This is a genomic window from Bacillus sp. ISL-45, from assembly GCF_018613195.1.
Taxonomy (GTDB): Bacteria; Bacillota; Bacilli; order Bacillales; family Cytobacillaceae; genus Mesobacillus.
This window is the reverse complement of record NZ_JAGGQQ010000008.1, coordinates 1-26,942: the sequence shown is the minus strand read 5'-3', so window position 1 is coordinate 26,942 and position 26,942 is coordinate 1. Positions and strand designations below refer to the sequence as shown.

The 26,942-nt window shown below is 46.0% G+C and carries 21 protein-coding genes; 6 read left to right on the top strand and 15 right to left on the bottom strand.

The genetic code is table 11. The annotated features are described in order from the left end of the window. Positions 1-720: 720 nt before the first annotated feature. The 7 genes from icmF to J7E35_RS10480 form a co-directional block, all read right to left on the bottom strand. Positions 721-3,981 carry a fused isobutyryl-CoA mutase/GTPase IcmF gene (gene icmF, locus J7E35_RS10510; RefSeq protein WP_214780061.1) on the bottom strand — a complete coding sequence of 1,087 codons (3,261 nt, stop codon included), beginning with the start codon at positions 3,979-3,981 and terminating at the stop codon, positions 721-723. A gap of 20 nt (positions 3,982-4,001) precedes the next feature. Further along, complete coding sequence (locus J7E35_RS10505; RefSeq protein ID WP_214779546.1) at positions 4,002-4,637, bottom strand: TetR/AcrR family transcriptional regulator; 636 nt, start codon at positions 4,635-4,637, stop codon at positions 4,002-4,004. Positions 4,638-4,655: 18 nt separating this feature from the next. Further along, the gene (locus J7E35_RS10500) at positions 4,656-5,795 is read right to left on the bottom strand and encodes an acyl-CoA dehydrogenase (protein WP_214779544.1); all 1,140 of its coding nucleotides are present in this window, start codon (positions 5,793-5,795) and stop codon (positions 4,656-4,658) included. A gap of 278 nt (positions 5,796-6,073) precedes the next feature. Further along, a complete protein-coding gene (locus J7E35_RS10495; RefSeq protein WP_214779542.1) occupies positions 6,074-7,204 on the bottom strand; it encodes an acyl-CoA dehydrogenase in 1,131 nt (376 codons plus the stop codon). 59 nt (positions 7,205-7,263) lie between these two features. Further along, the gene (locus J7E35_RS10490; protein WP_214779540.1) at positions 7,264-8,115 is read right to left on the bottom strand and encodes a 3-hydroxybutyryl-CoA dehydrogenase; all 852 of its coding nucleotides are present in this window, start codon (positions 8,113-8,115) and stop codon (positions 7,264-7,266) included. Between the two features lie 67 nt (positions 8,116-8,182). Further along, positions 8,183-9,370, bottom strand: coding sequence for an acetyl-CoA C-acetyltransferase (locus tag J7E35_RS10485; protein WP_214779538.1), 1,188 nt, complete (start codon positions 9,368-9,370; stop codon positions 8,183-8,185). Positions 9,371-9,666: 296 nt separating this feature from the next. Continuing rightward, a complete protein-coding gene (locus tag J7E35_RS10480) occupies positions 9,667-11,778 on the bottom strand; it encodes a (Fe-S)-binding protein (protein WP_214779536.1) in 2,112 nt (703 codons plus the stop codon). Between the two features lie 284 nt (positions 11,779-12,062). Between J7E35_RS10480 and cls the strand changes: the two genes are divergently transcribed. Next, positions 12,063-13,250 (top strand): cardiolipin synthase, encoded by a 1,188-nt coding sequence (cls, locus tag J7E35_RS10475; RefSeq protein WP_214779534.1) that lies wholly within the window; start codon positions 12,063-12,065, stop codon positions 13,248-13,250. A 227-nt stretch (positions 13,251-13,477) separates the two neighbouring features. Further along, a complete protein-coding gene (gene uvsE / locus J7E35_RS10470; protein ID WP_214779532.1) occupies positions 13,478-14,434 on the top strand; it encodes a UV DNA damage repair endonuclease UvsE in 957 nt (318 codons plus the stop codon). Positions 14,435-14,467: 33 nt separating this feature from the next. Here uvsE and J7E35_RS10465 read toward each other — a convergent pair whose 3' ends face one another. Beyond that, positions 14,468-15,490: a M48 family metallopeptidase gene (locus J7E35_RS10465; protein ID WP_214779530.1), complete on the bottom strand. Its 1,023-nt coding sequence runs from the start codon at positions 15,488-15,490 to the stop codon at positions 14,468-14,470. Positions 15,491-15,935: 445 nt separating this feature from the next. Here J7E35_RS10465 and J7E35_RS10460 point away from each other — a divergent pair, with 445 nt between their 5' ends. Beyond that, positions 15,936-16,346, top strand: a complete 411-nt coding sequence (locus J7E35_RS10460; RefSeq protein WP_214779527.1) for a hypothetical protein — start codon at positions 15,936-15,938, stop codon at positions 16,344-16,346. A gap of 46 nt (positions 16,347-16,392) precedes the next feature. Here J7E35_RS10460 and argS read toward each other — a convergent pair whose 3' ends face one another. Both argS and J7E35_RS10450 read right to left on the bottom strand, forming a co-directional pair. Continuing rightward, positions 16,393-18,063 (bottom strand): arginine--tRNA ligase, encoded by a 1,671-nt coding sequence (gene argS / locus J7E35_RS10455; protein ID WP_214779525.1) that lies wholly within the window; start codon positions 18,061-18,063, stop codon positions 16,393-16,395. Continuing rightward, positions 18,060-18,503, bottom strand: a complete 444-nt coding sequence (locus J7E35_RS10450) for a YwiB family protein (protein WP_214779523.1) — start codon at positions 18,501-18,503, stop codon at positions 18,060-18,062. The genes argS and J7E35_RS10450 overlap by 4 nt, the downstream gene beginning before the upstream one ends. A gap of 232 nt (positions 18,504-18,735) precedes the next feature. Here J7E35_RS10450 and J7E35_RS10445 point away from each other — a divergent pair, with 232 nt between their 5' ends. Then, on the top strand, positions 18,736-18,888 hold the full coding sequence (locus tag J7E35_RS10445) for a DUF1540 domain-containing protein (protein ID WP_214779521.1): 153 nt from the start codon (positions 18,736-18,738) through the stop codon (positions 18,886-18,888). 249 nt (positions 18,889-19,137) lie between these two features. On the opposite strand, the gene J7E35_RS10440 is transcribed toward J7E35_RS10445, so the two are convergent. The 3 genes from J7E35_RS10440 to speE form a co-directional block, all read right to left on the bottom strand. Continuing rightward, positions 19,138-20,457, bottom strand: a complete 1,320-nt coding sequence (locus J7E35_RS10440; protein WP_214779520.1) for a short-chain fatty acid transporter — start codon at positions 20,455-20,457, stop codon at positions 19,138-19,140. 157 nt (positions 20,458-20,614) lie between these two features. Continuing rightward, positions 20,615-21,487, bottom strand: a complete 873-nt coding sequence (speB, locus tag J7E35_RS10435; protein ID WP_214779518.1) for an agmatinase — start codon at positions 21,485-21,487, stop codon at positions 20,615-20,617. A gap of 136 nt (positions 21,488-21,623) precedes the next feature. Further along, the gene (gene speE, locus J7E35_RS10430) at positions 21,624-22,451 is read right to left on the bottom strand and encodes a spermidine synthase (RefSeq protein ID WP_214779516.1); all 828 of its coding nucleotides are present in this window, start codon (positions 22,449-22,451) and stop codon (positions 21,624-21,626) included. A gap of 429 nt (positions 22,452-22,880) precedes the next feature. On the opposite strand from speE, the gene J7E35_RS10425 reads away from it, so the two are divergent. Continuing rightward, positions 22,881-24,944, top strand: a complete 2,064-nt coding sequence (locus J7E35_RS10425; protein ID WP_214779514.1) for a transglycosylase domain-containing protein — start codon at positions 22,881-22,883, stop codon at positions 24,942-24,944. A gap of 243 nt (positions 24,945-25,187) precedes the next feature. Here the strand turns inward: J7E35_RS10425 and J7E35_RS10420 are convergent, their stop codons facing one another. Both J7E35_RS10420 and J7E35_RS10415 read right to left on the bottom strand, forming a co-directional pair. Continuing rightward, positions 25,188-25,700 (bottom strand): YwhD family protein, encoded by a 513-nt coding sequence (locus J7E35_RS10420; RefSeq protein ID WP_214779512.1) that lies wholly within the window; start codon positions 25,698-25,700, stop codon positions 25,188-25,190. A 23-nt stretch (positions 25,701-25,723) separates the two neighbouring features. Beyond that, positions 25,724-26,311 carry a site-2 protease family protein gene (locus J7E35_RS10415; protein WP_214780060.1) on the bottom strand — a complete coding sequence of 196 codons (588 nt, stop codon included), beginning with the start codon at positions 26,309-26,311 and terminating at the stop codon, positions 25,724-25,726. A gap of 204 nt (positions 26,312-26,515) precedes the next feature. On the opposite strand from J7E35_RS10415, the gene J7E35_RS10410 reads away from it, so the two are divergent. Beyond that, complete coding sequence (locus J7E35_RS10410; protein WP_044392785.1) at positions 26,516-26,701, top strand: 2-hydroxymuconate tautomerase; 186 nt, start codon at positions 26,516-26,518, stop codon at positions 26,699-26,701. Positions 26,702-26,942 lie beyond the last annotated feature (241 nt).

Below are 26,942 nucleotides of genomic sequence, written 5' to 3'. Positions count from 1 at the left end.
TTTCACATCCTGAAGTAGGTCGTATGTATTAGCTGATACCTAGATTATATAAGATTATTTGGTAAATGAGATGCAAAATTTCTATAAAAGTTGTAATTGCATGATGTTTTTTCCGGACCAAATCTCACCTTACATTCTTGCTCTCTTGTAAAAAGCGGTTCACAGCAGCCAATACCTAATGCTATTTTACGAAAAAGAGCTTAACAAAATGCAAGATGGCTCATAGTTTTCCTACAAGCCACCTTGCCCAATCCAGGTCCATTGCAAAAATTCTCTAATGCCACGTCCTACCTTTATACACAATCTCTTATGAATTTAAACTATACTGATTTTTATACTTGTTAAATTTAATGAGTTGATTTCCACTCCAGGATGCTTCGCTTTCCGCTGGGAAGAATTATGAAAAAGCCCACCTGCCGGCTTTTTCAAAAGTCAAATTCTTCCTTGGGGCGTGCGGTGAGCCTCCTCAGCGCTAAATCGCCTGCGGGGTCTCACCTGTCCCGCTGATCCCGCAGGACATTGAATGGCTTCCACGAATCCGCCCACGCACGATGGAAATGCGTTAGCATTTTCGGAGGAGTCTCGCACCTTCCGTTCCAATCAACTTATTTATTAATAATTCATTTTCTAACCATAATCTTTATGAATCAACCTTAACCTAAATTTGCTATTTGCACTACAGCCAATTTTACAATTTACAATTGACAATAGATTTTTAACTTACATATTCCTGCGGAACTGGCCGCCTACTTCATATAGCGCCCTGGTTATTTGTCCCAGGCTTGCGTATTTTACCGTTTCCATCAGTTCAGCGAAGATGTTGCCTCCGCTGACGGCTGTTTCTTTCAGACGCTTTAGTGCCTCTTCGGATTGATCCTTATTTTTACCTTTGAAGGCTTCAAGATTTTGAATCTGGGTTTCTTTTTCCTCTTTCGTCGCACGTGCCAGCTCCATCTTGTCGATTTCTTCCTCGGATGGGGGATTAGGATTCAGGTATGTGTTCACACCGATGATCGGCAGCTCCCCTGAATGCTTCTTCATCTCATAGTACATCGACTCATCCTGGATTTTTCCGCGCTGGTACTGTGTTTCCATTGCGCCAAGCACGCCTCCGCGGTCATTGATCCGTTCGAATTCCTGAAGTACCGCTTCCTCTACCAAATCCGTCAGCTCTTCGATGATGAACGCACCCTGCAGAGGATTTTCGTTCTTCGTCAAGCCGTGCTCCTTCGTGATGATCATCTGGATGGCCATCGCGCGGCGGACAGATTCTTCCGTCGGCGTTGTGATTGCTTCGTCATAAGCATTTGTATGAAGCGAGTTGCAGTTATCATGCAGGGCCATCAATGCCTGCAGCGTCGTACGGATATCGTTGAAGTCGATTTCCTGTGCGTGAAGTGAACGGCCGGAAGTCTGGATATGATACTTGAGCTTCTGGCTCCGCTCATTTGCGCCGTATTTGTTCTTCATGACTGTCGACCAGATGCGGCGGGCAACACGGCCAATCACAGAATACTCAGGATCGAGACCGTTTGAGAAGAAGAAGCTCAAGTTTGGCGCGAAATCATCGATGTTCATGCCTCTGCTCAAATAGTATTCAACATACGTGAAGCCATTTGAAAGCGTGAAGGCCAGCTGTGAAATCGGGTTCGCTCCTGCTTCAGCAATATGATAGCCGGAAATCGATACAGAATAGTAGTTCCGGACCTTCTCGTCGATAAAATACTGCTGGATGTCGCCCATCATTCTCAGTGCGAATTCAGTTGAGAAGATACAAGTATTCTGTCCCTGGTCTTCTTTTAAAATATCTGCCTGCACTGTTCCGCGAACTGTCTGGAGCGTCATTTCCTTCACTTGCGCGAACTCTTCGTCATTCAGCTTGCGGCCAAGCTCTGCTTCCTGCTTTTGTACCTGCTGTTCAATTGCCGTGTTCATGAACATGGCCAGGATGATTGGCGCCGGTCCGTTGATCGTCATCGACACGGATGTTGATGGGTGGCAAAGATCAAATCCTGCATACAGCTTTTTCATATCATCAAGCGAGCAAACGCTGACCCCGCTCTCGCCGACCTTACCGTAAATATCCGGACGGTAATCAGGATCTTCCCCGTATAAAGTAACAGAGTCAAAAGCTGTGCTCAAACGCTTCGCGCTGTCGTCTTTGGACAAGTAATGGAAACGGCGGTTCGTCCGTTCCGGTGTCCCTTCCCCGGCAAACTGGCGCTTCGGATCTTCACCCTCACGCTTGAACGGGAATACACCCGCTGTATACGGGAAGCTTCCCGGTACGTTCTCAAGGTATACCCAGCGCAAAATTTCGCCATAATCCTTGTACTTCGGCAAGGCCACTTTAGGGATGCTCAAACCTGACAGGCTCTTAGTCCTCAGCTCAGTAACAATTTCCTTGTCGCGGATCTTCGTCACGAACTGGTCCGCACTGTACTTTTCCTTGAGGGATTCCCAGTTTTCAATGATATGTTTCGATTCTGGCGTCAGCTTGTACTCTACTTCCTCTTTTAGTACCTGAAGAGAAGACAGCACTTCGCTGTTTGTTTCACGTTCTTTTACCGCCTCGATTGCCCCTTCAAGCTGGAACAATCTGCGGGCGAGGTCTGCCTGCTCGACCGCATGCTTATGATAACCGCGTACCGTTTCCGAAATTTCACGCAGGTAGTAACGGCGGTCATTCGGGATGATGACATTCTGTTTTTCGACTACTGCACTGGTAGAGAAAGATGTCGTCCAGTCTGTACCTGCCTTTTCATTGATTTTATTGACCAGGGCTGCGAACAGCGCGTTTGTACCCGGGTCATTGAACTGGCTGGCAATTGTTCCGTACACTGGCATTTCATCAAGTTCTTTGTCAAAAAACATGTGGCTGCGCTGGTACTGCTTCTGCACCTGGCGCTTAGCGTCCTCCGAACCTTTTCGCTCAAATTTATTGATGACAATCAGGTCCGCGTAATCAATCATGTCAATTTTTTCAAGCTGGGACGGCGCACCGAATTCGCTTGTCATGACATACATCGATACATCGCAGACATCGGTGATTCCAGCGTTCCCCTGTCCGATTCCACTTGTTTCGACGATGACCAGGTCGAAGCCTGCTGCTTTCACAACGTCGATGGCATCTTTGATTGCCAGCGATAGTTCGGACCTGGATTGTCTTGTTGCAAGGCTGCGCATATAAACGCGCGGAGAGAATATCGCGTTCATCCGGATCCGGTCTCCGAGAAGTGCTCCGCCTGTTTTTTGCTTTGTAGGGTCGACTGATAAAATCGCTACTCTTTTTTCAGGAATTTCATTGATGAATCTTCTGATCAACTCGTCAGTCAATGAACTTTTTCCGGCTCCGCCCGTACCCGTGATCCCGACTACCGGCACAGCCTTCGTCATCGACTTTACTTTTTCCATCAATGTTTCAACAGCGGCGGCTGTTTCTTTTTCCGAACCGACATGCTGTTCGGCAAGAGTGATCAGCTTTGCTACCGCATTCGGGTCACCTGCTTCGAGCTTCTCGATTTCCTCGACACCTTCTGGAGTAACTGTCGGGAAATCACATTCCTTGATCATCTGTTCGATCATGCCATTAAGGCCGTATTTCCGGCCGTCTTCCGGTGAAAAAATCCGGGCGATTCCGTATTCATGGAGCTCTTTTATTTCCCGCGGAATGATGACGCCGCCGCCGCCGCCATAAATGCGGATATGCGGTGCTCCTTTTTCCTTCAAGAGATCGTACATATACTTAAAATATTCTACGTGGCCGCCCTGATAGGATGAAATCGCAATCCCCTGTGCATCCTCCTGGATCGCGGCATTGACGACCTCCTCAACAGAACGGTTGTGGCCAAGATGAATGACCTCGCCGCCCAATGACTGGATAATCCTGCGCATAATATTGATTGAGGCATCATGGCCGTCAAACAAGCTTGAAGCTGTCACAAAGCGAATATGATTCTTTGGCTTATACATTTCCGGCATACTCATTTTGTTCCCCCTGTTCATAATTTCATTCCCGACCCCTTTATCCCCTTGAAAAGCAGTTCGGTCTGCAGCTCTGTATACTCTTCAAGCGTATACAGCTTTCTCAGCGCCCAGCGGCGGAATCCCCACATCTGCCCCTGAACGAAAATATCATGGGCAATGATTTTGACATGTCTTTCATCCAGGTCAAGCTCGCCATTTTCGACGCAGCGCTGGATGACATCCTCGAACATCCCCACCATCTCGATTTCTTTTTTCAGCACGTAAGGAAGAGCATCCTTTGTCAGCGACTTTACCTCCTGATACATGACAAGCACTTCATCCTGCAGATCGTCCATTACTTTAAAGTAATTGGCGATCCCAACCTTCAGGCTCTCGAGTGTTCCCTGATTCGTGTCGAGATTTTCCTGAAGGCGGTCGCGAACCTCGTCATAGATACTGTCACAAACAAGATATAGCACATCTTCCTTCGTGCGGATATATTCATAAAGGGTGCCGATGCTGAAGCCTGAAGCCCGGGCAATCTCTCTGGTCGTCGTTCGGTGGAAGCCCTTCTGCTTGAAAAGGGTTACGGCCCCTTTGATCATCTGGTCGCGCCTCTTTTTCACAAGTCGCTCATCTTTTACCGACGCCTGCACTTCTCGCTTTTTCATCAACATCTACCCGCCTTGTTATTTCGTCAGCATCCTTGAGATCACGAGGCGCTGGATTTCCTGTGTTCCTTCGTAGATTTGCGTGATTTTCGCGTCGCGCATAAAGCGTTCAACTGGATAATCCTTCGTGTATCCGTAGCCGCCGAAAACCTGGACAGCTTCAGTTGTCACTTTCATCGCGGTGTCGCCGGCAAATAACTTGGACATCGCAGACTCCTTGCCGTATGGAAGGCCTTCAGACTCCAGCCATGCTGCCTGGTAGGTTAATAGCCTTGAAGCTTCAACAGAAGTTGCCATATCTGCAAGCTTGAAGCCGATTCCCTGGTTCGCCGCGATTGGCTTGCCAAATTGCTGACGTTCTTTCGCATAATCGACTGCTGCATCAAGCGCACCTTGAGCGATTCCCACAGCCTGTGCAGCGATGCCGTTGCGGCCGCCATCAAGCGTCATCATAGCGATTTTGAAGCCTTCGCCAAATTCACCTAGGATGTTTTCCTTTGGAACGCGGCAGTCTTCAAAGATAATTTCTGTTGTTGGAGATGAACGGATACCGAGCTTTTTCTCTTTTTTGCCGACAGAGAATCCAGCGAAGTCGCTTTCGACGATGAATGCAGTCGTTCCCTTATGCTTGCTTTCCGGATCAGTCAATGCGAACACAACATAGATATCCGCTACGCCGCCATTTGTGATGAAGATTTTTGAACCGTTAAGCACATAGTGATCGCCGTCTTCTTTTGCCGTCGTTCTCATTGCACCTGCATCTGAACCGCTGCCCGGCTCAGTCAGGCCGTATGCGCCAATACTTTTTCCTTCAGCCATCGGGCGCAAGTATTTTTGCTTCTGCTCTTCGTTTCCGAACTTGTAGATCGGCCAGCCAGCAAGCGATGTGTGTGCTGACAGCATCACGCCTGTAGATGCACAAACACGGGACAGCTCTTCAACTGCGATGCAATATGCAAGATAGTCAGAGCCGATTCCGCCGTACTCTTCAGGCCACGGAATACCAGTCAGGCCAAGTTCCGCCATCTTATCAAAGATCTCGCGGTCAAAGCGTTCCTCTTCATCACGCTCTGCAGCTGTCGGAGCCACTTCATTCCTCGCAAAATCACGGACCATTTTCCTGATCATTTCATGTTCTTCGGATAATCGAAAATTCATTTTTGTTTCCTCCGTTACTGTTGGATTAGGTTATATAAATAGCTATTAATACAACTTGCTGATTCCCGGATTTTCTTGACTACTTTGATGCTTCCACGGTCAAACCTGTCACGATTACGGGGTTTTCTTGACAGCTTTTCGGCTTTCACGGTCACACCTGTCACGATTATGGGTTTTTCTTGACAGCTTTTCGGCTTCCACTGCCAAACCTGTCACGATTCCGGGCTTTTCTTGACAGCTTTTCGGCTTTCACGGTCAAACCTGTCATAATACCAGCCTTACAACTGCTTACTAATAACAATCTTCTGAATCTCGCTTGTGCCTTCGTAAATCTCGGTTACTTTGGCGTCGCGGAAGTAGCGTTCGACCGGATACTCTTTCGTATAGCCGTAGCCGCCGAATACCTGGATGGCTTCTGTGGTGACTTCTACTGCTGTCCGTGATGTGAACAGCTTTGCCATGGATGCTTCCAGCCCACACTTTTGGCCCTCTGAGCGTAACTGGGCAGCGCGATAGATTAATAGTTTTGCAGCTTCGACGGATGTTGCCATATCAGCCAGCTTGAAGCCGACGCCTTGCTGGGCAGCGATTGGCTTGCCGAACTGGACTCTTTCCTTTGCATAGTCAGTCGCCGCTTCCAATGCAGCTTCTGAAATACCAAGGGCCTGTGCGGCGATACCAATTCGACCGGAGTCAAGGTTGCTCATCGCGATTTTGAACCCTTCGCCTTCCTGGCCAAGCAGGTTTTCTGCCGGAACCTTCATGTCTTCAAATGTCAGCTGGACTGTGCGTGAGCCGTAAAGCCCCATTTTGTGCTCATCCTTGCCGACGATAAAGCCTGGGGTGTCTTTTTCAACGATAAAAGCGGAGACACCTTTAGTACCAGCTTCCGGATTAGTCGAAGCGAAAACAATATAGACATCCGCTTCGCCGCCGTTTGTGATGAACACCTTCGAGCCGTTCAACACATAGTGTCCATCTTTCTTGACGGCCCGTGTTTTCAGGCTGGCTGCATCCGATCCGGCACTTGGTTCAGTCAGACAGAATGCCCCAAGATATTCGCCTGCAGCAAGCTTAGGCACATATTTCTTCTTTTGCTCTTCCGTACCAAAATACAAGATTGGATTCGTTCCGACGGAAGTATGGACGGAAAGGATGACGCCAACCGTGGCGCTGACCTTTGAGATTTCATGGATCGCTATGATGTAGGAGATAAAATCCATCTCCGATCCGCCATACTCTTCAGGCACAGGTATTCCCATCAGGCCAAGCTCGCCCATCTTTCTTAAAATCTCCCTTGGGAACTCGCCCTCTTCCATTTTTTCAACAAATGGTGCAATTTCGGTCTGTGCGAAATCCCGGACCATTTTGCGCATCATTTCCTGCTCTTCTGTAAATCTCAGATTCATTTTTAACCCTCCCCGCGCCCAGACAAAAATTTATGTAAGGACGGATTCACGAAAAATTATTACTCGTACGTGTAGAAACCGCGGCCTGATTTTTTGCCTAACCAGCCTGCTTTTACATATTTCCTTAACAACGGGCAAGGGCGGTATTTGTCATCGCCAAAGCCTTCGTGAAGTGTTTCCATGATGTAGAGGCAAGTATCAAGGCCGATGAAGTCTGCAAGTGTTAGCGGTCCCATTGGGTGGTTCATGCCTAGCTTCATGACTTCGTCGATTGCTTCCTTCGTGGCTACTCCCTCGTACAGTGTGTAGATGGCTTCATTGATCATTGGCATCAGGATGCGGTTAGAAACGAAGCCAGGGAAGTCATTCACTTCCACAGGGACTTTTTCCAATGTTTTGGTAATGTCTTCGATTGTTTGATAGACTTCGTCAGCCGTCGCCAGCCCGCGGATAATTTCAACGAGCTTCATGACAGGCACCGGATTCATGAAATGCATGCCAATGACTTTTTCCGGACGCTTTGTTGCTGCAGCGATTTCCGTGATTGGCAATGATGAGGTATTAGAAGCAAGGATTGTATGTTCAGGTGCAATTTCATCAAGCTGGGAAAAGATTTTCGCTTTGATGTCCATGTTCTCGACAGCTGCTTCGATAACAAGGTCCGTCTTTCCGGCATCCTGGAGATCAGTTGAAGCCGTGATTCTGCCAACAATCACATCCAGTTGTTCAGCTGTCATTCGTCCTTTGTCCACCTGACGGTTAAGGTTTTTCTTGATTCCAGCCAGACCGCGTTCAACAAATTCTGGCTTCAGGTCATTCAAAAACACACTGTATCCAGCCTGCGCGCACACCTGTGCGATTCCTGAGCCCATTTGTCCCGCGCCAATTACCATTATCGTTTTTACACTCATGCTTACTCCTCCTATTAAAGTCATATTAAGGAAGGGCAGCTCTCACAATGCCCTTCCATCCATATCGTTATTGCTTCGGAACCTCAATCATCACTGCGTCTCCCTGGCCGCCGCCCGAGCAGATCGCCGCAATGCCGACCCCGCCGCCGCGGCGCTTAAGTTCATGCATCAAAGTAAGGATGATGCGTGTCCCGCTCGCTCCGATAGGGTGTCCGAGGGCAACCGCACCGCCATTCACATTTACCTTTTCAGTATCAAGGTTCGCAATTCGTCCGCTTGTTAATGCGACTGCAGCAAAAGCTTCGTTAATTTCAAAAAGATCAATTTCCTCAAGTGACTTACCTGTTTTCTTCAGCAGTTCGTTAATGACGATTCCGGGTGTCTTCGGGAAGTCCTTCGCTTCTGTTGCGATGGCTGCATGCCCAAAGATGACTGCCTGCGGTGTCCTGCCTTCACGCTGGGCACGCTCTTCGCTCATCAGTACGAGGGCCGCCGCACCGTCATTGACACCAGGTGCATTACCTGCAGTAATCGTGCCGTCAGAGTTGAATACCGGACCAAGCTTCGCCAGCTTTTCAACTGAAGTATCCTTCCTTGGTGCTTCATCATGCTCGACAAGTATTGGGTCGCCCTTTCGCTGCGGCACTTCAACCGGAACGATTTCCTCAGCAAGCTTGCCTGATTCTATTGCTTCAATCGCCTTCTGGTGGCTGCGATATGACCATTCGTCTTGTTCCTGGCGGCTGATTTCATATTCTTTCGCTACTTCATTTCCGTAAGTGCCCATGTGGACTCCCTTGAAGCTGCAGGTTAATCCATCATGAATCATCAAATCCTTCACCTGGCCGTCGCCCATCCTGAAGCCCCAGCGTGCTTTCGGAAGAATATATGGCGCATTGCTCATCGACTCCATTCCGCCGACGACAATGACTTCTTCGTCTCCCGCGCGGATGATCTGGTCACCTAGAGTCAGGCTGCGCATTCCTGATGCACAGACCTTATTGATTGTTTCCGTTTTTACTTCCCATGGGATTCCAGCTTCTCTTGCAGCCTGTCGTGATGGCAGCTGTCCCTGGCCTCCCTGCAGCACTGTGCCAAGAATGACCTCGCCGACCTCCTCAGGCTTAATTTCCGCGCGTGACAGGGCCTCTTTTACGGCAATTCCTCCTAATTGACTGGCTGAAAAACTGCTCAATGCTCCGCCAAGCTTGCCAAACGGTGTTCTTGCACCTGCTAAAATGACTGTTTTCCCCATTGTCTTCTCTCCCTTTCAATCTATTAATTTTTGAAAATGAAAAATTAATCTCGTTGCCACTGTCTTTGAGTGACTGAACGCTCGCTCGAAACTGGTCCAAAAAAAGAAGCAAGCAGTTGTTTTTTTGTGGGGTTCTTAGGTGATTTCTTGCTGAAGAATAATGTAAGCGCTTTATCATATTATTCATTTTACTTTAAAAATAGTAGAAATTGAAACACTTTGCTAAAAATTCTGTCTTATGTCGAATTTTTACTGTGAGTCAACTTCTACTATTCATGTTTTAAGTATTGATTGTATTAAGATACAAGCGCTTTGATTTCACCAAACACGGATTTTTCAAGCAGTTCTGCTACGTCCAGTGTATCGACGTTTTCTTCTACTTCCTTTGCTTTTGTTCCATCAGAGAGCATTGTCAGGCAGTATGGGCATCCGGAACTGATGACGGATGGGTTCACTTCAAGTGCTTGTTCTGTACGTGATACATTGATTCGGTGTCCTGTTTCTTCTTCCATCCACATTAAGCCGCCGCCTGCTCCACAGCACATTGCTGTATCGCGGTTGCGTTCCATTTCCTTAAGATCCACCCCTGGAATCGCCTTGAGGATATCACGCGGTGCGTCATAAACCTCGTTATAGCGTCCAAGGTAGCAGGAATCGTGGAAAGTGATCGTTTCGTTCACTGCATGCTTCGGAACTAGCTTTCCTTCTTTCACGAGCTTTGCAAGAAGCTCGGTGTGGTGGTATACCTCACCTTCAAAGCCGAAATCAGGATATTCGTTCTTAAAGATATTGTATGCGTGAGGGTCAATCGTCACGATCTTCTTCACTTCATTTTTCTCGAATTCTTCAATATTCTTGGTCGCAAGCTCCTGGAATAGGAACTCGTTGCCAAGGCGGCGCGGTGTATCGCCGGAGTTCTTTTCCTTGTTTCCAAGGATTGCGAACTTGACGCCTGCTTCGTTCAATAGTTTAGCGAACGAAAGGGCAATCTTCTGGCTGCGGTTGTCAAATGAACCCATCGCGCCAACCCAGAATAAGTATTCGAATTCTTCGTCTGCCTTTTTCATTTCTTTAACCGTAGGAATGACAACATCGTCGCGGAGCTCGCGCCAGTTTTCCTTTTCCTTACGGTTCAAGCCCCAAGGGTTGCCCTGGCGCTCAATATTCGTCATCGCGCGCTGTGCGTCAGCATCCATCTTACCTTCAGTCAAAACAAGGTAGCGGCGGAGGTCGATGATTTTGTCAACGTGTTCGTTCATAACCGGACACTGGTCTTCACAGTTACGGCAAGTTGTACATGCCCAGATTTCTTCTTCGGTGATGACATCGCCGATCATGCTCGGGCTATAAGCAAGAGCTGCAGCTGATTCATTGACACCCTGCCCTGCAGCTGCCATTGCAATCTGGTTGCCCTTTGTGTTGGAAAAAGCAAATGTCGGAACCCAGGGCTGCTTGGAAGTGACAGCTGCGCCGTGAAGCGTCAGATGATCACGCAGTTTGACAATCAGGTCCATTGGCGACAGCATTTTTCCAGTGCCTGTTGCCGGACACATATTGGTACAGCGTCCACATTCTACGCAAGCATAAAAGTCGATCATCTGCTCATGGCTGAAATCCGTGATTTTTCCAGCACCGAATGTTTCCTGTGTTTCATCTTCAAAATCGATCTTTGTGATCTTCCCTGGCGAATCAACCCTTGTTAAATATACATTGGCTGGTCCGGCAATCAAGTGAGCATGCTTGGATTGTGGTACGTATACCAGGAATGCAAGCAGGAATAATAGGTGAATCCACCATGCGATATAGAAAATCGTGATGGCAGCTGCCTCAGGAATTCCGCTGAATGCTGCCGCAATCAGAGATGCGACCGGTTCAGTCCATGTACCTTCATGACCGTGCCAGATCATGCTCATCGCGTTTCCAAGCAATACTGAAAGCATCAGCCCGCCAATGAACAGAAGCACAAGTCCATTTTTAAAGCCGCGCTTCAGACGGACAAGTTTCTCAACATAACGGCGGTAAAAAGCCCATACAACCGCTACGAGAATTGTTAGCGTAACGATTTCCTGGAAAAATGTGAAGCCTGGATATAGCGGACCTAGCGGCAAATGCGAACCTGGCTTGATCCCCTTCCAGATAAAGTCAATTGCACCAAACTGGACAAGAAGGAATCCATAAAAAAACATAACGTGGATCGCGCCGCTTTTCTTATCCTTCAAAAGCCTTTTCTGGCCAAATACATGGACAAGGATTCTCCTCCAGCGGTCCTTGATATCATCATCAAACTCAGATTTCTTGCCGAGCTTGATGTATTCGATTCTCGTCTTCACGACATAAACAAACAAGCTGATGGCGTAAGCGGTTACAAGAAGGAACGCAATAAGATTAATCCATAGCAGACCGTTCATAAAAATCATTTACCCCTTTCGATGCTGATTTTTGGACGAAAATTTTTAACCAAACAAATTTTCTGAATATACCTTTAACTACATTATATAATGAATGAGCATTCAGTCAACTCATTTCCTTTCATTTCTGAAAATTGTTTATACTCCCTCTTTATCAGGAAGTTAACATATATGAGGCGATTTCGGCAAAAATAATATGAAATGCGGAAGCGCTGCAGCTGGACACTGATCGAGGTGAGCCAGGGCATACTTTGATAATTTACTTTTAAGGGAGCCGAATTGCTATGGATTTTGGATGGATTTTAATTGCGATAATAGCGGGGCTGTTCCTATGGGTCTATGCTGACTTCATGCTTGGCAGGAAAAAGCATCTGGCAAGTGCCAAAACGAATATGCTGCCTGTCCGGGAGAGTAACCTTGCCATTTTTGCCGAAGGCCCTAAATTGTTCGACGACCTTTTTTCCGAATTAAAAAACGCAAAGCAGCACATTCATATTTTATTTTATATCGTCCAGGATGATAAAATCAGCCAGGAATTTCTCTCTATATTAAAAGAACGGGTGAAGGCTGGGGTCGAGGTGCGCCTTTTGGTCGATTGGGTGGGCAGCGGACTGAAGCGCAAGACGATTAAATCGCTGAAGGCTGCCGGCGTGGAATTCGCTTATTCCCAAATGCCTAAATTGCCGTTCTTATTTTACTCGTCCCAGGTGCGGAACCACAGGAAAATCACCGTCATTGACGGAAAGATCGGTTATCTCGGCGGCTTCAATATTGGTAAGGAATATAACAATCAGGATTCAAAGCTGTCGCCATGGCGCGATTATCACTTAAAAATGACCGGGGAAGGCGTTGCCGATCTGCAATCGGAGTTCCTTGAGGATTGGCATGCAGCTGCAAAAGTCAACTTGCTGCAAAATAAAGCCTATTTCCCTGCCCTCGAAAAAGGCACGATCCGTCAGCAGCTTGTTCCCACTGAAGGCATTCTGCTGGAGGAAATGATGTCTGACCTGATCAGCAATGCAATGACTTCTATTTTTATTGGGACACCGTACTTCATCCCGAGCAAAAGGGTATTCAACTTATTGCGGGATGCGATCGAAAGAGGTGTTTCAGTAACGGTTCTAGTCCCGCTCGTTTCCGACCATGCTCTTGTTAAAGAAGCTTCCTATCCTTATCTGAGGACTCTGATCAGGGATGGCGCCGAAGTCTATCAGTTCTTAAATGGCTTTTATCATTCAAAGGCCCTGCTCGTGGATGATACGGTTTGTGACATTGGCACCGCTAATTTTGATAAAAGAAGCATGTTTTTAAATTATGAATTGAACTGCCTGATTTATGATGGCGATTTTATCAAAAAAGTGAAGCGGATCCTTACGGAAGATATTCTGAACTCAAGGAAGGCTGCTTTGGATGACTTCAACCGTGCCCTGCTGAAGGAAAAAGCCGCGAGTACCATTTCCTATTTTTTATAAGGCTCTTTTCTCAAACTTTGTTGCTATTGGCTACAAAATAGGATTGAATGGCCTATGTTTCTTCACAAAATTAAAGCATTTTATGAGAAAAGAGCTTGAAAACTTAATACCGACCTACAAAATGGCTTACTGTCACGTTAAAATCGGCTTTAGGATTTTAACAATAATCTTTACGAAAACAGCCTTTTATAATGAACCGGACTGCTCGACAATAAAGGAGTGTCTCTATGATTATTCGGTTGGGCTATGTATCCACCGCCATCAGCCTGTGGGATGCATCTCCATCCAAGGCACTTACATTCGCCCGTTATGGACAGCTGCCTGAAGACGAACGGCGTGAAAAGCTGCATTCCGTAACCTGCCAGAACCTTGTGAACACAAAAAGAATGATTCATTACAATATCGCCCACGATATACCTTTGTATCGGTTCTCAAGCTCGATTGCGCCGCTCGCCACCCACCCGGAGGTAAAATGGGACTATGTCACGCCGTTCCGCGACAAATGGCTCGAAATCGGTGCATTGGTGAAGAAGCATGGAATCCGGACAAGTTTCCATCCAAATCAATACACGCTGTTCACTTCTCCGAGGGAGGAAGTGACGGCTAATGCAATCATCGATATGGAATACCATTATGGCATGCTCGAAGCGATGGGACTGGAAAATGAAGCGCTAATCAACATCCATATTGGCGGGGCATACGGTAACAAAGAAGAAACGATCTTGCGCTTCCATGAAAACTTCGCCAAACTGCCAGAGCATATCAAAAAAATCACCACGCTTGAGAATGATGATAAAACGTACAATGCAGAAGAAACACTCACTGCCTGTTTGAAGGAAGACGTCCCCTTCATGTTCGATTATCACCACCACATGGCAAATCGTTGTGAAGAGTCTTTGGAAAAACTGCTTCCGGATGGCTTCGCTACCTGGGAACGGACTGGCTTGAAGCCTAAGATCCATATTTCTTCCCCTAAAACAGAAAAAGCGTATCGATCGCACGCGGATTACGTTGACCCTGAATTCATCCTGCCATTGATCGATATTCTCCGTGGCATCGGCCGGGATGTCGATTTCATGATTGAAGCGAAGGAGAAGGACAAAGCAGCTTTAAAACTGGTCGAGGATTTGGCCAAAATCCGCGGAGTGAAACGGATTGGCGGCGCTGTATTGGAATGGAAATAAGCTGAAGACTGCTGGACCATCCAGCAGCCTTTATTAATACATATTCAAAACATACCGGTAATTTTCGACTACTTCCTCTTGAATTCTGGTTTGCTGCGTTTCAAGCTCCTTCTGCATCTTTGCTAAAGTACCTTTACCTACAGCTATAGAAGAAGGAGAAGCTTTCAAGTTTTCAAGCAGCTTGATGCGGTAGGCTGTTGACGGGTGAGTCGAATCCAGTTTAGATGTCTCAAGTTGTGCAAGGCGGGAGAGCCGTTCTTTCTCACGGCCTGGCATTATTTTGATTTGTTCATGAACAGCATTAAATAAATTAATTGTGTTTTTCCTCACCGCTAACTCCCTTATCTTTAGATAAAAGGTATCAGCGTATTGGAATTTTTCCATTGATGAGATTAAATGTTTATAGCCTACTGCCTTTGCAGCCCTTTCATCGGCTAAATACTCACCCTTCTGGGAATCGTCAAACAACAGGTGCACTAGTAATAAGAATATTGAGTAAGGGATTAATGCAAGAAATGCCATAAAATAATATACAGGTATTTCAAAAAAGCCCATGCTGTCATATTCATCGATTGGCACAGGATTTAAAAGCTCATACCATGTCTGCAGCGTATATAAGGCGGTTCCAATATAAAATGATCTGGTTAAATCGCCATTTGATATATGGCCAAATTCATGCGCGAGGATTGCCAGCTGCTCTTCTGGTTCCAAAAGAGAAAATAACGGCAACCCTATCTTAATGATTTTCCTTCTTCTCCAGCCAATTTGCGCCACTGACGCATTGAATTCATCATCAATAATGATTCCATCAATCCTTTTTACCTGCATAGCATCAGCTAACTGGTCCACAGCCTCGAATAAAAACGGAAATTCCTGACGGGCAATCAAATGCTCATCTTTGTCCAGCTTCGGCACTCTTGGCCTGGCCAGCCAGGCTATACCCAAAAGAATTAAGCCTGCAGCTATGAACATGAAATTAGCGTTTTGGAAAATAAGCAAGTATAAGCCCAGTAAAAATAAACTGATGCTAATTAAGTGCACAAAAGTAGCTGCCATGAAAGCTAAGCTTTTTGTAAAAGAAACCCCCTGCCGAAGTTCCTGTTGGGAAGCCAGTTCTTGAAAAACTCTTAGACCACGTTTACTTCCCAGTTTTTCATATAAAGCATTTAATTTTGAGTCCGTCTTTTCTGATGGTGAATGATCCATATTATATCCGCAATCGCACCATGAAACATACCCTTTATTGAAAGGAATAGCTGAACTGCAGTCAGGACAGGCATGTTCATTATGTAAAATACTTATTTCCCCCAACTCCCAATCTGTTGAATATATTGATATAGTAAGCTATTAACAGATTATTGAAAATAAAAAAAACCAGAGTATATACAGGTATTTTTTCCCTTAATTGAATTTTCGTGGGTTTTACATGAGTGAACGCGCACTGAATGAAAAAAATCGTAAAATGAGTTTGTTATCCTGATTTTCGGAGGGGAATTGTAGCGTGGCAAAAACAGCTAAGGGCCCAGGTCCAGCACGTACATTCCGGGAGAGAATAGGCGACATTTTATATAACCTGGCTTTTGTTATTCCTATTGCCATTGTTGGTTTATTAATTGGCTGCTTTAAAGGAGGAGGTGGAGAACTTTTTGTTAAAAAAGGATGGAATCCACTTATCATTTCAGGCTTTGAAATTTTAATAGACTTTTTGTTAATAGGACTGTATTTATTCCTGGGAATAGTGAGCTTAAAAACACTTTGGTTCCTGTTTAAAGAAAGAAAAGCCGGAAGAAGTTATTTTGCTTTTAAACTTAACAAGGTAGTTGAAGTTGTCCTCATCATCGTTTTACTAGGAGGGCCAGGAACTTTATTTCTCTTCCTTGCTTTTTCCGGGTTTATGACGATCCTATTATAAAAAGGCATAATAGCCCCTTGTTTAAGGGGCTTATGCCTAAGTTTTTTTACATCTTCTCTGGAGCCGAAACCCCAATCAACTCAAGTGCATTCTTTAAAGTGATCTGTGCTGTCTTGATCAGCGACAGGCGTGCCACTGTTCTTTCTTTATTCTCCAAATCCAATACTTTCTCAGCGTTGTAGAAGCTGTGGAATACGGATGCCAGCTCGAAAATGTAGTTGGAGATTCGGTGCGGCATGCGCTTCTGGGCTGCTTCGGCAACGGCCAGCGGGAATTCACCCAGCTTCTTAAGCAGGTCAATTTCCTTCTCGGACTGGATATGCCTGAAATCTGCCTCGATGTCGAAGATCAAACCTTGTTCTGCAGCAGAACGCAGAATGCTGTTGATACGTGCATGTGCATACTGTGCGTAGAAAACTGGGTTTTCATTGGACTGGGATACGGCCAGGTCAAGGTCGAAGTCCATATGAGTGTCCGCGCTTCTCATTGCGAAGAAGTAACGAACTGCATCCAAACCTACTTCATCAATCAGGTCACGCATTGTGACAGCCTTACCTGTACGCTTACTCATCTTCATCTTCTCACCGTTCTTGTACAGATGGACGAGCTGGATGATTTCGACTTCAAGCGCCTCACGATCATAGCCAAGTGCCTCAATCGCTGCCTTCATCCGAGGGATATAACCGTGGTGGTCCGCTCCCCAGATGTTGATCAGCTTTTCAAAGCCGCGCTCAAGCTTGTCCTTATGGTAGGCAATGTCCGGAAGCAAATACGTATAAGAGCCATCCTGCTTGATCAGCACGCGGTCCTTGTCATCGCCAAGCTCTGATGAACGGAACCATGTCGCGCCGTCCTCTTCATAGATATGGCCATTCGCACGCAGTGCATCTAGCGCCACGTCGATTTTACCATTTTGATATAGAGAAGTTTCTGAGTACCAAACATCGAATCTGACACGGAAGTTCTCAAGGTCCTGCTTCAGCTTTTCCATTTCATATTTCAAACCGTACTCACGGAATGCATCGAAGCGCTCCTGGTCCGGAACATTCACATACTTATCGCCGAACTCTTCAGCGAGCTTGTGCCCGATCCCGATGATATCAGCACCATGATAGCCATCCTCAGGCATCGGCTTGTCCATGCCCAGCGCCTGGAAATAACGTGCCTCAACAGACAGTGCCAGGTTATTGATCTGATTGCCCGCATCATTGATATAATACTCGCGGGAAACATCGTATCCAGCCTTAGCAAGCACATTGCACAGTGAATCACCTACCGCAGCGCCGCGCGCATGGCCAAGGTGAAGGTCACCGGTCGGGTTGGCAGAAACGAACTCGATCTGGATCTTCTGTCCATTTCCTACCTTCGATTCACCATAGCTGTCTCCTGCTTCCAGGATCGCTGGAATCAAATCCGTCAAATAGCTGTTATCCATGTAAAAGTTGATGAAGCCGGGTCCGGCGATTTCAATTTTCTCGATGGATGCCTTGCTTTTATCAAAGTTCTCAATCAGCTGCTCTGCAATCTGCCTTGGCGCCTTTTTCGCCACACGAGCAAGCTGCATCGCCATATTCGTGGAGTAATCCCCGTGCGCTTTTTCCTTGGGCGTCTCCAGGATCACCGCCGGAATTTCGGCTTCCTCGGCTAGTCCAGCTTTGATGATTGCCTGCTTGATTTCTTCCTTCAGCTTCAATTGAACCTGTTCAACTATATTCATTTGCCTTCCTCCTTATAATTGATCGTCAAATGGTATGTACCTGCACTCGCGCCCTGGATGGCCATATCATAAAGCAGGTCCACATGGCCCTCCTGCTTTGTCTCATTAAAATCAGTATCGAGCCGCTTCGTGAGCGCCGAGGTCCCGAGAAGACCATATTGAGTCTTATAGTTACCCGGAGTTTTTTTATTCAGCAGAAAATGAAGCCTCATCTTGATCGCGCCGCTGCGCAAAATCAGCACTTCGTCTCCTGATATTTTTACCGTCGTATGGACATCTCCTTCCTCCATCACTTCATCATATTGGAGGTAAGAGCTGTTCGCCTTTGTATAGTATCGGCCAAAAGTAGTCAATTCAAAAGTTTCCTTCTCTTTGCCACTGTAAATTGCCGTTTTTACCGTCACTTTGACAGGAATCTGATCAGCGGGTTTACTAGACACCGTTAACACGCCCTTTTCTAATCCAGCTCAGCACTTATTCGGTTCTTATCAAATAGCTGATGCTTTTCTATCTTCATTATAACTTTATAAGTATAAATATTCTCCTTTGAAAGTGCAAGGTTCGCATCGAATTGCCATATGAATCACCAGGGGGAGTCCGGGAATAACGTATAGGGTTTGTCCCCCCTCATAATCGGGTATTGATTATCAAGACCTTTAAGGAGGTGCTCACATGAGAATCGAAGTAAAATGCGAAGTAGAAAACTGTAAATACTGGGCAGAAGGCGATCAATGTGTGGCTGACTCTATCATGGTCGTAGCCAAAAGAGGCAATCAGGCAGTGAATGAAAAAGAAACCATCTGTGATACGTTTGAAAAGATGTAATTTTAAGAGCTGGAAGGCAAATTTGCCTCCCAGTTTTTATTTTTTGACTGGAATTCTGTGATTCAATGACGAACATCACATCGTATCTTGTTCATCGCAAAAATCGTCATTTATTCGCAAATTATCTTGTTTTATTCGCATTAATGGTTGTTTATTCGCAAAATAATAGCATTAATTCGCGAACTTGAAATTAATCGATTTTTTCCAGTAAAAAAGGAGAAGCAATCAGCTCCTCCTTAAATCTTCTTTTTAGAAAAATAGCATTCCAACCGAGATGATAACCCCGGAAACAATCAGCATCAGTACACAATATCCCATGATGTCTTTTGCCTTCAAGCCGGCAATCGCCAGTGCAGGCAGTGCCCAGAATGGCTGGATCAGGTTGGTCCATGCGTCGCCCCAGGCAACGGCCATTGCCGTTTTCGGAATGGATACTCCGAGGGTTTGGGCTGCTTCAAGCATGACAGGTGCCTGTACTGCCCATTGTCCCCCGCCTGATGGAACGAAGAAGTTTACCACACCAGCACTCAGGAAGGTAAAGAATGGGAAGGTGAATTCATTCGAAATTGATACAAAGCCTTCTGACATGACTGCTGCCAGGCCAGATGCTGTCATCATTCCCATGATTCCCGCGTAAAAAGGGAATTGAATGATGATCCCGCTCGCTCCTTTTACCGCGTTCACGACCGCCTCAAGGAAACGCTTTGGCGTGCCATGGAACAGGATCCCGAGGAACAGGAACAGAAAGTTGACGATATCAAGGTTCAGCTTAAATCCGTTTGTTGCAAAATAGTAAAATAGAAAAACAAGGCCAAGAATACCAATTAACAAAGAAATGATTTTGCTGTTTTCCAGTTTTTCAGCAGGTGTCATCGCTCCCTGCTCGATTGTTGCTGCTTGAACATCCGCTTCAAGCAGTACAGGGTCGACAGTGACCGTTTGATCCTTTGATGGCATCATCAGGCGGTTAACCACTGGCAATACGAGAAGCATGATTAAGATGATCAGCAGATTGAAGCTGGCAAAAATGGTCTGATCTGTCGGGATAACACCAATCAATTCTTGAGAGAAGTGACCTTCCGTGGCAATCGTCAACGGAATTGACCCGGAAATACCTCCATGCCAGACGATGAACCCTCCGTAAGCGCTTGCAATCAACAGCCTATAGTCCACATTTTGAACCCTTTTCGCCAGCTCTTTCGCGAAAAGAGCACCAATGACCAAACCGAAGCCCCAGTTGATCAAGCTTGCAATCATCGATACGACAGTAACAATGACAATCGCCTGTCCTGGCGATTTTGCCAGTGAAGCAAGTGATCCAAGACCCTTTTTAAAAATATGGCTGCTCGCGAGAACATGGCCTGTCACAAGGACAAGCACCATCTGCATCGAGAATGTCAGCAAGCTCCAGAAGCCGCCTCCCCAGTGCTGGGCCATCTGGTACGGACCGCTGTCGGTAAAAATAAGGCCTAATCCAAATACAACAAAAGTTAAGATGATGACAAAAAGAAACGGGTCAGGCAAATACCGCTGCATGATGCGGTTGAAAAAAGAAACCAATGTTTTCATCCTTTTTACCTCCTTATTAGTGATTACTTACATAATCATTATATTTTCTATATTATTCTGAATATTCCTCCCTATGAAAGTAACTATTGGTAACTGGTCACTATTTTTTCGCAAAATAAAAACCGCTCCCTTTTTAAAAAGAGAGCGGCTGCTACTATTATTTCACAAACCCAAGCAGCATTTCACGGATGATTTTGCTTGCAGTGTTTGCGGTCATTTCGGATGTATCATAGATTGGCGCGACTTCGACAAGGTCTGCTCCGACTACGTTCACGCCGGAGTTTGCGATTGCATGGATTGATGCAAGCAGCTCCTTGGAAGTGATTCCGCCAGCGTCAACTGTTCCTGTTCCAGGTGCATGTGCAGGATCAAGAACGTCAATGTCGATCGTTACATATACCGGACGGCCTGCAAGCTTCGGCAATACTTCCTTTAAAGGTTCAAGAACTTCAAACTTGGATATATGCATGCCCGCTTCCTTTGCCCACTCGAATTCTTCCTTCATGCCAGAACGGATTCCGAATGAGTACACATTTTTCGGTCCAATATGCTCAGCAATCTTGCGGATCGGCGTTGAGTGCGACAATGGTTCACCTTCATAATGTTCGCGAAGATCTGTATGCGCATCAAAGTGGATGATGGCAAGGTCTTCATACTTTTTCGCGATTGCCTTCATGACCGGCCAGGATACCAGATGCTCTCCGCCCATGCCAAGCGGAAATTTCTCTTCAGCCAAAAGCTTGTCCACGTATTCCTCAATCAAATCAAGGCTTTTCTGGGCATTGCCGAATGGCAGCGGGATGTCCCCTGCATCGAAATAGTTCAGGTCAGCCATCTCGCGGTCAAGATAAGGGCTGTATTCTTCAAGGCCAATCGATACCTCGCGGATACGGGTCGGGCCAAAGCGTGATCCAGGACGGTAGCTGACAGTCCAGTCCATAGGCATACCGTAAAGAACTGCCTTGCTTTCCTTATAGTTTGAATGGCTGCCGATAAAAACATTGCCAGAATAGGCTTCATCAAAACGCATATCAAGCACCTCTTTCAAAAAATGTTTTATTACAATTCAAAGTTCTATATCACTTTGAGAATTATCTAGCTCCAACGCTTTTCACATTAAAATGGCCCCCGGATTTACCGGGAAGCCGAATAAATATTGTGCTTAATTATTTTACAAGGTCGCCAACGAATTTAGGCAATACGAAAGCGGCTTTGTGAAGTTCTTTCGTGTAGTACTTTGTTTCGATATCGTGGAAGCGGTCTTCGCTCACTTCAAGCGGGTCATGCTTCTTTGATCCAAGTGTGAATGCCCACATTCCGCTTGGGTATGTTGGGATGTTCGCGATGTAAAGGCGTGTGATCGGGAAGATTTCCTTCACATCCTTCTGGACATTGCGGATAAGGTCAGACTTGAACCATGGGTTGTCAGACTGTGCAACGAAAATACCGTCTTCCTTCAATGCTTTTGAAATTCCAGCATAGAAGCCTTTTGTGAACAGGTTTACAGCCGGTCCGACTGGTTCAGTAGAGTCAACCATGATGACATCATACTGATTGTCGCTTTCAGCGATATGCATGAAGCCGTCGCCAACCTGGACATCAACGCGCGGGTCATCTAGCTTGCCTGCGATTTCAGGCAAGTATTTCTTGGAGTACTCGATTACCTTTCCATCGATATCAACAAGAGTCGCCTTTTTCACGCTAGGGTGCTTAAGCACTTCACGGATTACGCCTCCGTCGCCGCCTCCAACAACTAGTACATGCTCAGGGTTTGGGTGAGTGAATAATGGAATATGCGCAACCATTTCGTGGTAAACGAATTCATCTTTAACAGAAGTCATGACCATGTCGTCAAGAAGAAGCATATTGCCCCACTCTTCTGTTTCCACCATATCAAGCTTCTGGAATTCTGTCTGTTCTGTATGTAACGTCTTGTTCACTTTCATTGTGATACCAAAGTTCTCTGTCTGCTTTTCTGTAAACCAAAGACCCATTTTTCTTCCTTCCTTTCGGCAAAAAAATTTCCGTTATGATGCGGCGAATATTTCTTGTTAGATAGCAATTCAAACTATCAAAAGCTTCTATATGTGTCCAGCTGCGGCTCCTAGCTCCTCGAGACGTTTCGGTCCTGCCAATGAAGTGAAAGAGCGACTTCAATGTCCGGCCCTCCGTGGCACACGATGTGCTAGACCCGCCAGCCACAGGACGTGGCGTTATAGGCGGGCAACGCTTGTCGGAGCTGAGCAGTCGCCTCTGCATTTCTTTATTTTATACTTCCCCAACATCACAAATACAAACATCAGAAAAAGTATAGTTGAATCTAGCAAAAATGCAAGCAAAATTTAATTAACTTTGATTCTATGTTTAAAACCTGCTGTTTTTTTTCATACTGATATTATCTATCTTTTTGAGGGGGAAGCAGTATGGAGCTGATGACAGACCAGCGGTTTCGCAAGACAATTAAATATTTGCGTGCTTTGATCTTTTTCGCGCTTGCGGGGCTTGCTTTGGCGACAATACTCTATTTTTTCCTGATTGGCTACGCGAAACTTCAGGGACCGCCTCCCCTGGCTGTGCCGCAATCGACTTTGTTTTTTTCAGATGATGGAACGGTGATTGGCGAGAGTCACTCCGGCCAAAAGCGCTATTGGGTTGCGCTCAAGGATATTTCTCCCCATTTGATAAATGCAACGGTTTCTATAGAGGATAAAACCTTTTTTACCCATAATGGGTTTGATTATAAGCGGATTGCCGGTGCTGCGCTTGCTGACATAAAGGCAATGGCCAAGGTCCAGGGGGCGAGCACGATTACCCAGCAGTATGCAAGGAACCTCTATCTTGAACATGACAAGACGTGGAAGCGGAAAGCGACAGAAGCGCTGTACACTTTGCGACTGGAAATGAATTATTCCAAGGACGAGATCCTGGAAGGCTATTTGAATACGATTTATTATGGCAATGGTGCGTACGGCGTCCAGGCTGCAAGCCGTTATTATTTTGGCAAGGACGCGCAGGATTTATCCCTGGCGGAAGCTTCTATGCTTGCGGGAATCCCAAAAGGTCCCAGCATTTACTCTCCTTTCGCTTCTACGGAAAAAGCAAAGCAGCGTCAGCGGACCATTTTAAGGACGATGAAGGAAAACGGTTATATCACCGAACTTGCCGCACAAAAAGCGAGCATAGAAAATCTGAAGCTTGTCGGAGAGCACCAGCATTCCCGGATTGGAGCGGCGCCATACTTCCAGGACGCTGTCCAGAATGCGCTCAAGAATTCATTGAATTTCGATGACCGGACCATTTCGCTCGGCGGATTGAGGGTCTATACGACACTTAATCTTGACCAGCAGGAAATCGCGGAAAAGTCGATCAACAAAATGATTGCTTCCGACTCAGAGATCCAGGCAGGGTTTGTGGCGATGAATCCGAAAAATGGACATGTGGTTGCGCTTGTCGGCGGCAGGAATTATGAAGATAGCCCGTTCAACCGTGCTGTACAGGCTGTCAGGCAGCCGGGATCGACTATGAAACCGATTCTGTATTATGCGGCACTTGAAAATGGCTTCACTCCATCTTCCACAATGAAAAGCCAGCTGACGACTTTTATGTTCGATGATGGACGTTCAGAGTATACGCCGCACAATTTTAACAATAAATACGCCGAGGATGATATTACGATGGCGCAGGCTCTGGCGTTATCCGATAACGTGTATGCCGTGAAAACCCATCTGTTCCTGGGAGAGGAAACTCTTGTTGAAACAGCGAAACGTTTTGGGATCAAGACGGATATGGACAAGGTTCCATCACTTGCCCTCGGCACATCCGGTGTAAGGGTGATTGATATGGCCAACGCCTACAGTATTCTCGCGAACGGCGGCAAGAAGGTCGACCCGGTGCTGATCAAGAAGGTCGAAAACCATAAAGGCGAAGTGATATACGAGTACAAGGCTGAGAGAGAAGAGGTTTTGAAGCCCGAACTTGCCTCCGTGATGACCCATATGCTGACAGGCATTTTTGATAAAAAATTGAATGGCTATTCTTCCGTAACAGGAAGCACGCTGATTAAAAAGATGACAAGACCATACGCGGCCAAGTCTGGAACGACCGAAACAGACAGCTGGATGATTGGCTATACTCCTCAGCTCGTTTCCGCCGTCTGGACAGGTTACGATAAAGGAAAGCCAATTGAGCTGACAGTGGAGAAATCCTATGCGAAGAATATCTGGTTGGATTTTATGGAAAAAGCACTTGATAATGAGCCTGCGAAAAAATTCAAGGCAGCAAAAGGAACGGTAGCCGTCTATGTTGATCCAGCAAATGGCATGCTCGCTTCTGATGGATGTCCTGTAAAAAGACTGACATTATTTGCTGCAGGAACAGAACCTACTGAATACTGCACAGACCATTTGGATCACGAAGAACATAAGGAAGAAAAACCTGAGGCAGTTAAGGAAAAGAAGCCATGGTACAAGCGGATTTTCGGGTGGTAAAGCAACCTCCTATAACATAATGTGTCAACAACAATTATCTCACTATAATAAGGAAAACCTTAGCGTCAAGGCCAAAAGAAAAACCCCGGAAGCAAGCCTCCGGGGTTTTCTCGTCCTAGCATAAAATGTGTTTTACGCTGATATCAGTTTACTTTTTTTATTGCATTTGAGCAAGCCAGATATTGTCACTTGCTAAGAAGTGTCACAATTTAGACAAATTATTAGGAAAATTATCCAAATATATTAATTGGCTAGCAAGTCGGTTTTTAGCTTTTCTCCAGACCGTTCCCACATTCCTGAATCATGTTTTTTCAGGAAGTCAGCAAGGATGTTTTTGGATTTTTCATCCATATGATCTACGATGATATGACGCTTGATCGACTTATCGAGACGGTTCACATGCTCCGGCAGCGACTTGTAGCCGCGGCGGATTTCACGGTTGACGGTCATTTCGCAGGCAGTGACACCAGCGTAATAAGGCCCCTCTTCCTTCCTGTCGATTGTCACCCAGACAACCCAGTATGACTTTGCATCAGGCACTTCATTTCGGTCAGGAAGAAACTTTATCCCTTTCTCGACAGCACTCCGCGCATGCATTGCACCTACTTCTACAGCTGCCTCTCCCGCATCGACATCAATGATGACGGGCGAGACATTATCAAGTGTGAGAACACCTTTTCCAAAACCCTTATGGCCATCCATCGGGTCATTTTTGATGATATTGAAGCCAATATTCTTGCCCTTTTTTTCTTCCATATTGGAAACCTCCTTAAAATGAATCAGAAAAATAGATTGTATATTCCATCCGTCACAGCAGGAATTAAATAATAGAAAATCGGCTGAATTGTATATTGATCGAGTGGCGTGATGACCAGGATCAAGAAAATGATCGAGCCGTACGCTTCATACTGGGTCATTTTTGCCCTGATGCCCGCTGGTGCCAGGTCCTCGATGATCCGGTAGCCATCAAGCGGCGGAAACGGCAATAAATTGAAGACGAAAAGCATCGCATTCAGCCCGATGAAGATATTGAGGAAATTCAGGAAAAAATCCGGAATCCCAGGTGCCAGCCCAAGCATGACAAATATGTACCAGATAGCAAATGCCAGGAAGACCAGAATAAGATTGCTGACTGGCCCGGCAACCGATACAAGCACTCCGGCAAGCTTCGGATTTTTGAACATGAAACGATTGACCGGAACCGGTCTTGCCCAGCCGAATCCAGCGATGAAAATCAAGATGGTTCCGAGCGGATCCAAATGCTTGATCGGGTTCAGTGTCAACCGCCCCTGTCTCTGGGCAGTAGGGTCGCCAAACTTATACGCCACCCAGGCGTGCGCGAACTCATGGACCGCAAAAGCGATCATCAGCGCCACTGCTACAAACGGAATTTCCTCTAACGAATAGGGTAAGCTCACATTCCATTCCCCTTTTTTGTCTTTTCCTTAAAGTATAACTCATATTTATGCGAATGTGAAAAAGACAATCTCCCACCGGACTTGCGAATTTCCGCGAATTATGAAAAACTCAATTTAGATCTAATCATCATCATTTAGGAGGAGGCAAAACATATGCCATACGTAACAGTAAAAATGATTGAAGGCCGCACAGAAGATCAAAAGAAAGCACTAGTTGAAAAAGTAACCGATGCAGTCAGCGAAACAACAGGTGCACCTAAAGAGAAAGTCGTCGTGTTCATCGAGGAAATGTCAAAGAACCACTACGCCGTAGCAGGCAAGCGTTTGAGTGACGAATAGAATGGACATAAAGCTCAGAGGATTCTGGGCTTTTTTCTTTTATGTGACGATAATTTACTTCCCATACAATTTATCCGCACATTATCCTCTCTTATGTGACGATCATTCTCTTCCCACACGATTTATCCGCACATTATTCTCCTTTATGTAACGATAATTTACTTCCCATACAATTTATCCGCACATTATCCTCTTTTATGTAACGATAATTTACTTCCCATACGATTTATCCGCACATTAT